Annotated in this window: 7 protein-coding genes; 3 read left to right on the top strand and 4 right to left on the bottom strand. The window is 67.7% G+C overall.

Going from position 1 to position 6,991, the window contains the following annotated elements; genetic code table 11:
• Positions 1-254: 254 nt before the first annotated feature.
• Both recR and AC5Y39_RS20240 read right to left on the bottom strand, forming a co-directional pair.
• Positions 255-854: a recombination mediator RecR gene (gene recR / locus AC5Y39_RS20245; protein WP_500021289.1), complete on the bottom strand. Its 600-nt coding sequence runs from the start codon at positions 852-854 to the stop codon at positions 255-257.
• Position 855: 1 nt separating this feature from the next.
• A complete protein-coding gene (locus tag AC5Y39_RS20240) occupies positions 856-1,170 on the bottom strand; it encodes a YbaB/EbfC family nucleoid-associated protein (RefSeq protein WP_500021291.1) in 315 nt (104 codons plus the stop codon).
• Between the two features lie 88 nt (positions 1,171-1,258).
• On the opposite strand from AC5Y39_RS20240, the gene AC5Y39_RS20235 reads away from it, so the two are divergent.
• Complete coding sequence (locus AC5Y39_RS20235) at positions 1,259-2,017, top strand: Rv3717 family N-acetylmuramoyl-L-alanine amidase (RefSeq protein WP_500021293.1); 759 nt, start codon at positions 1,259-1,261, stop codon at positions 2,015-2,017.
• Here AC5Y39_RS20235 and AC5Y39_RS20230 read toward each other — a convergent pair.
• The gene (locus AC5Y39_RS20230; protein ID WP_500021295.1) at positions 2,014-2,472 is read right to left on the bottom strand and encodes an SRPBCC family protein; all 459 of its coding nucleotides are present in this window, start codon (positions 2,470-2,472) and stop codon (positions 2,014-2,016) included. The two genes, AC5Y39_RS20235 and AC5Y39_RS20230, sit on opposite strands and share 4 nt — an antisense overlap.
• A 68-nt stretch (positions 2,473-2,540) precedes the next feature.
• Between AC5Y39_RS20230 and AC5Y39_RS20225 the strand changes: the two genes are divergently transcribed.
• Together AC5Y39_RS20225 and AC5Y39_RS20220 are read left to right on the top strand one after the other, a co-directional pair.
• The gene (locus AC5Y39_RS20225) at positions 2,541-3,896 is read left to right on the top strand and encodes an FAD-binding oxidoreductase (protein ID WP_500021297.1); all 1,356 of its coding nucleotides are present in this window, start codon (positions 2,541-2,543) and stop codon (positions 3,894-3,896) included.
• Complete coding sequence (locus tag AC5Y39_RS20220) at positions 3,893-5,209, top strand: class I SAM-dependent methyltransferase (protein ID WP_500021299.1); 1,317 nt, start codon at positions 3,893-3,895, stop codon at positions 5,207-5,209. The genes AC5Y39_RS20225 and AC5Y39_RS20220 overlap by 4 nt, the downstream gene beginning before the upstream one ends.
• Here the strand turns inward: AC5Y39_RS20220 and AC5Y39_RS20215 are convergent.
• The gene (locus AC5Y39_RS20215; protein WP_500021301.1) at positions 5,206-6,966 is read right to left on the bottom strand and encodes a DNA polymerase III subunits gamma/tau; all 1,761 of its coding nucleotides are present in this window, start codon (positions 6,964-6,966) and stop codon (positions 5,206-5,208) included. The genes AC5Y39_RS20220 and AC5Y39_RS20215 overlap by 4 nt on opposite strands.
• Positions 6,967-6,991: the final 25 nt, after the last annotated feature.

Genomic DNA, 6,991 nt, shown 5'->3' with positions numbered 1-6,991 from the left:
TTCGGCATATACACATCGCGGAACACCGGCCGATGCCAGCGCGTAGGTCGTGTCTGGAAAGCTCGCCGCGCAATACCGATTCGCTGCCGATCAGTACCTCCCCCATGGGCGCATCGTGGCACCGGCATCCGACAGCTCACCGAATTCAACGCGAAGCAGCGAAAGTTCGAGTAGCCGGCGCCATAGCGTTGAATTCGGCGCGGGGGACGCGGCACGGGGGGCGCGGGACGCGGGCGCGGGGGACGCAGGCGCGGCTAGGCCATCGCGCGGCGCCCTGACAGCGCCCGGCCCAGCGTGAGCTCGTCAGCGAACTCGAGGTCGCCACCCATCGGCAATCCCGACGCGATACGCGTGACCGTCAGACCCGGGATGTCGCGCAGCATTCGCACTAGGTACGTCGCGGTGGCCTCGCCCTCGGTGTTCGGATCCGTCGCGATGATCACCTCGGAAATGTCCGACTCGCCGAGTCGATGCAGCAGCTCGCGGATTCTCAACTGGTCCGGCCCGATGCCCGACAGCGGGTCCAGGGCACCGCCGAGCACGTGGTACAGCCCGCGGAACTCCCGTGTGCGCTCGACGGCCTGGATGTCCTTGGGCTCCTCGACGACGCACACCAGCGAGGCGTCGCGGCGGGGATCGCTGCAGATGCGGCAGCGCTCGCCCTCCGACACGTTGCCGCACACTGCGCAATGCCGCACGCCGTCGCGCACCCTCGCCAACACCGCGGTCAGCCGGTCGATGTCAGGCGGCTCGACCGACAACAGGTAGAACGCGATCCGCTGAGCGCTCTTGGGCCCGATTCCCGGAAGCTTGCCCAGCTCGTCGATCAGGTCCTGGACCGGGCCCTCGAACAAATCAGAGCCCCAGCCCGCCGGCCAGCGGGCCGAGCCTGCTCTGCGCCATCTCGGCCACCTGCTGCGAGGCGTCCGCGAACGCGCCGACGATCAGATCCTCAAGCGTCTCCACATCGGACGGATCGACCACCTTGGGGTCGATCGACACCCCGACGACCTCGCCGCTGCCCTTCATGGTGATCTGCACCAGCCCGCCGCCGGCCTCCCCTCGCACCTCGCTGGCCGCGAGCTGTTCCTGGGCTTCCATCAGTTGCTGTTGCACCTGCTGCGCCTGCGCCAGCAGCGCAGACATGTCCGGCGTGCCTCCGGGTTGCATCACAGTCCTCTTGCCTATTGGTCTCGAGTTCGTTTCGGCTCGGGATCGACCCTCCCAAGGGTAGCCGCGGGCGGGCTACTTTGACGCAGTGCCAGACCTGCTCTGCCTGCGTGTCGGTGCCGTCACGGCGGCCGCGGCGCTCGCTGTTTCGCTGGTCGCGGCTCCGCCGGCGAGCGCTCAGCCGACGAGTATCGCCGGGATGATCGTGTTTCTGGACCCGGGGCACAACGGCGCCAACGACGGGTCGATCAACCGCCAGGTGAACAACGGGCGCGGCGGCACCAAGGAGTGCCAGACGTCGGGCACCAACAGCGACAACGGCTACCCCGAGCATTCGTTCACGTGGGAGGTGGTGCTGCGGATTCGCTCGATGCTCAACCAGCTGGGCGTGCGGTCGGCGATGTCGCGGGGCAACGACAACGCGCTGGGGCCGTGCGTCGACGAGCGCGCCGCAATGGCCAACGCGGTACACCCGAACGCGATCGTGTCGATCCACGCCGACGGCGGGCCGCCGTCCGGGCGCGGCTTCCACGTCAACTACTCGTCGCCGCCGCTGAACCAGGCCCAGGCCGGGCCGTCGGTGCAGTTGGCCAGGATCATGCGTGACCAGCTGCAGGCATCCGGTATTCCGCCGGCCAACTACATCGGCCAGGACGGCCTCTACGGCCGCGCCGACCTAGCGGGGCTGAACCTCGCGCAGTATCCGGCCGTGCTCGTCGAGCTGGGCAACATGAAGAACCCGGCCGACGAGGCGCTGATCACCACCGTCGAAGGCCGGCAGAAATACGCGGCCGCGGTGGTCAACGGCATCGCCGGCTTCCTGGCGCAGAGCCGCCCGACCGCCTAGCTGGAGGCCGACTCTGCGGACGCCTCGAGCTCCTTCTTGAGGTTGCCCAGCACCTCGTCCTGGATCTTGCGCAGGCCCAGCGGCGCGAACGTCTTCTCGAAGAAGCCCTTGACGCCGCCTGCTCCCTGCCACGAGGTCTTCACGGTGACGGTCGATCCGGTACCGGCGGGGGCGACGGTCCAGTTGGTCACCATCGACGAGTTCGCGTCCTTTTCGATGACTGTGTGACCGGCGACGTCGACGGTGGCCTGCACGTCACGCACCCGCGACTTGGTCGCCTGCAGCTTCCACTTGACGACGGTGCCCTGGCCGTGGCCGCCCTGCAGCACCTGGTAGTCGCTGTACTGCGGTGACAGGATCTTCGGGCGGACGGTCTGGTAGTCGGCAACCGCGGCGAGCACCTTCTCCGGCGCTGCATTGATCATAACGCTGCTGGCTGCACTGACCTGTCCCATCAGGCGAAACTCCTCTAGTGGTCGGTGGTTCGGTCGCATCGGCGGTAGCCGCGGATTAGCGTATACGTGTGTCAACTCATGACGAGGGCGTGCGCCGGTTGATCGCAAGCTATCGCGCGATCCCGCCGACGGCCACCGTCCGGCTCGCCAAACCCACGTCGAACCTGTTTCGCGCGCGCGCCAGAAGTGACGCTCCCGGCCTGGATACCTCCGGGCTCACTGGCGTTCTGGCGGTCGACCCGCAGGCCCGCACCGCTGACGTCGCGGGGATGTGCACGTACGAGGATCTGGTGGCCGCCACCCTGCCCTACGGCCTGTCGCCGCTGGTGGTGCCGCAGCTCAAGACCATCACGCTGGGTGGGGCCGTCACCGGGCTCGGGATCGAGTCCGCGTCGTTCCGCAACGGGCTGCCGCACGAGTCGGTGCTGGAGATGGACATCTTCACCGGCACCGGTGAGGTGATCACAGCGTCGCCCGACGAGCACTCCGACTTGTACCGCGGTTTCCCGAATTCGTATGGCACGCTTGGTTATTCGGTGCGACTGAAGATCGAGCTGGAGCCCGTCAAACCGTTCGTCGCGTTGCGGCACCTGCGTTTTCACTCGCTGGCCGACCTGGTCGCCGAGATGGACCGGATCGTGGACACCGGCGGGTACGACGGCGAGCGCGTCGACTACCTGGACGGCGTCGTCTTCAGCGGCGACGAGTCTTACCTGTGCATCGGCACGCAGACCGGCACGCCGGGACCGGTCAGCGACTACACCGGCCAGCAGATCTACTACCGCTCCATTCAGCACGATGACGGTGAGAAGCACGACCGGCTCACCATCCACGACTACCTGTGGCGCTGGGACACCGACTGGTTCTGGTGCTCGCGGGCGTTCGGAGCGCAAAACCCACGCATCCGGCGGTTCTGGCCGCGGCGCCTGCGGCGCAGCAGTTTCTACTGGAAACTGATCTCCTACGACCGGCGCTTCAACATCGCCGACGGGATCGAGAAGCGGCATGGCCGCCCGCCGCGCGAGCGCGTGGTGCAGGACGTCGAGGTACCGATCGAGCGCTGCGCAGAATTCCTCGACTGGTTTTTGGCCAACGTGCCCATCGAGCCTATCTGGCTGTGCCCCTTGCGACTTCGCGATCCGGCCGGATGGCCGCTGTACCCCATCCGGCCCGGGCACACCTACGTCAACATCGGGTTCTGGTCCTCGGTACCGGCCGGGGCGACGGAAGGAGAAACCAATCGGCGTATCGAGGCGAAGGTCAGCGAGCTCGAAGGGCACAAATCGCTGTACTCCGACGCCTACTACTCCCCCGAGGAGTTCGACGAACTCTACGGCGGCGAGACATACAAGACGCTGAAAAAGAACTACGACCCGGACTCGCGTTTCCTAGACCTCTATGCGAAGGCGGTGCAAAGACGATGACGACGTTTCGTGAGCGCACGACGAACACTTCCACCACAGGCAAGATGACACTGGCGCAGATCCTCGAAGTGCTCGCCGAAGGCCAACTGCCGCTTCGGTTCACCGCTTACGACGGCAGCAGCGCCGGTCCCGAGGACGCCACGCTCGGACTTCATCTGCGCACGCCGCGCGGCACCACGTATCTGGCGACCGCGCCTGGCGAACTCGGCATGGCACGCGCGTATGTGTCCGGAGATCTCGAACCGCGCGGCGTACACCCCGGCGACCCCTACGAGCTGCTGAAGGCCTTGGCTGTCAAGCTCGAATTCAAACGGCCGCCGGCCCGGCTGCTCGCGAACATCGTCCGTTCCATCGGGGTGGAACATCTCAAGCCGATCGCGCCGCCGCCGCAGGAGGCGCTTCCGCGGTGGCGCCGGATCGCAGAGGGATGGCGGCACAGCAAGACTCGTGATGCAGAAGCGATCCATCACCACTACGACGTGTCGAACACCTTCTACGAGTGGGTGCTTGGCCCGTCGATGACGTACACCTGCGCGTGCTACCCGCACCCCGATGCGACTTTGGAAGAGGCGCAAGAGAACAAGTACCGGCTGGTGTTCGACAAGCTTCGGCTGCAACCCGGCGACCGGCTGCTCGATGTGGGCTGCGGGTGGGGCGGCATGGTGCGATATGCCGCACGCAACGGGGTCAAGGCGATAGGTGTGACGCTGTCGGCGAAGCAGGCCGAGTGGGCGCAGAAGGCGATCGCGGACGAGGGGTTGACGGAGCTCGCCGAGGTGCGCCACGGCGACTACCGCGACATCGCCGAGACACAGTTCGACGCGGTGTCGTCGATCGGGCTCACCGAACACATCGGCGTGGCGAACTATCCGTCGTACTTCCGCTTCCTGCAGTCGAAGTTGCGCACCGGTGGTCTACTGCTCAACCACTGCATCACCCGCCACGACAACCGGCACCCGGCAACGGCTGGCGGCTTCATAGACCGTTACGTGTTCCCTGACGGCGAGCTCACCGGGTCGGGTCGGATCATTACCGAGATCCAGGACATCGGACTCGAGGTCTTGCATGAGGAGAACCTGCGCCACCACTATGCGCTGACCCTGCGTGACTGGTGCCGCAACCTCGTCGAGCATTGGGACGAGGCCGTCGACGAAGTCGGCTTGGGAACCGCGAAAGTGTGGGGCCTGTACATGGCGGGTTCGCGAGTTGGCTTCGAGCACAACGCTATTCAGCTGCACCAGGTGCTGGCGGTGAAGCTCGACGAACACGGCGGCGACGGCGGCCTGCCGTTGCGGCCGTGGTGGACGCCCTAGGGTCCGTTGATCCGACGGGCGCCCAACTCGTTCTGCAGAAGTTCCAGCGCCACTTCCTCCGGGTCACGGCGCGGGGCATCTGCGGCGGTGTCTTGCCCCGCCTCGGCGAGCATGTCCTCCTCCGCGCGGCGCAGGTCCTCGGCGGGCGGAGGGGTCGACGCGGCAGTGGCGACTTCGCACCGGACCTTCCAGTCGACGCCGAGCGCGTCCTTCAACGCCTCGCGGATGACGTCGGCATTGCGTTGCTCGCCAAGGCGTTTCGCCAGATTGCCGGACTGGTGTGACAGCACCAGTGTGTCGCCGTCGACTGCAGACACCACCGCGTCGGCCAGCATCGCACCGAGAGTTCGGCTGCGGCCGCGGACCTTGTCCATCACGGTGGACCACTGGCGTCTGACGGCGGCGGCGTCGAGCGCGCCGACCGCGGGCGGGGGGCCCGGCGCGGGAGCTGGTTCGGGCGCCGGCGCCGGCTCGGCCGGCTTCGGCGGGGCCGGCTTCGGCGGGAGCGGCTCTGCTGCGGCGATGCTCGCAGGCGTCGCTGCGGGCGCCGGCCTGGGCGCGGCCGCAGCGGGCGCCGGCTGCGAGGCAGCTTCCGGCACTGACATGTCCAGCCGCTTCTCGATGCGCTCGACCCGTTGCAGCAGCGCCGATTCCGTGTCGCTGGCCGAGGGCAGCAGCAGCCGCGCGCACACCACTTCCAGCAGCAGCCGCGGCGCTGTGGCCCCGCGCATCTCCCCCAGCCCGGCGTGCACCACCTCGGCGTAGCGGGTGAGCGTCGCGGTGCCGATGCGCGCCGCCTGCGCACGCATGCGATCCAACACGTCTCCGGGTGCGTCGACCACTCCGCGGGCCGCTGCGTCGGGCACGGCCTGCAGCACGATCAGGTCGCGGAACCGCTCGAGAAGGTCGGTGGCGAACCGCCGCGGATCGTGGCCCGCGTCGACGACGGACTCGACCGCGCCGAACAGCGCGGCTGCGTCGCCTGCCGCGAGTGCGTCGACCGCATCGTCGATCAGTGCGACGTCGGTGGCGCCCAGCAGCGCCAGCGCCCGCGGGTAGGCGATCCGGTTCTCTTCGGCACCCGCCAGCAGCTGGTCCAGCACCGAAAGTGTGTCGCGCGGTGAGCCGCCGCCGGCGCGGATGACCAGCGGATACACGGTGTCGTCGACCTGGACGCCCTCCTGGGCGATGATCCGCTCGATCAGCGCTCGCATGGTCTTCGGCGCCAACAGCCGGAACGGGTAGTGGTGCGTCCGCGAGCGGATGGTGGGCAGCACCTTGTCCGGTTCGGTGGTGGCGAACACGAAGATCAAATGCTCGGGCGGCTCCTCGACGATCTTCAGCAGCGCATTGAAGCCCGCGGTGGTGACCATATGCGCTTCGTCGACGATGAAAATCCGGTAGCGGGACTGCGCCGGCGCATAGAACGCGCGGTCGCGTAGCTCGCGGGTGTCGTCCACTCCGCCGTGGCTGGCCGCGTCCAGCTCGACCACATCGATGCTGCCGGGCCCGTTGGGCGCCAGCGCCACGCACGATTCACACACCCCGCACGGGGTGGCCGTCGGCCCTTGGGCGCAGTTGAGCGAGCGGGCAAGGATTCGCGCCGACGACGTCTTGCCGCAGCCGCGTGGTCCGGAGAACAAGTAGGCGTGATTGATCCGGCCGGCTGTCAGCGCGGTGGACAGCGGCTCGGTGACGTGCTCTTGCCCCACCACTTCGGCGAATGTCGCCGGACGGTATTTGCGGTACAGAGCCACGGTCAGCAGGCTACCGAGGCCCTCC

This window comes from Mycobacterium sp. NGS39 (assembly GCF_059812765.1).
Note: the sequence above shows the minus strand (reverse complement) of the source record. Positions and strands in the feature narration are given on the sequence as shown.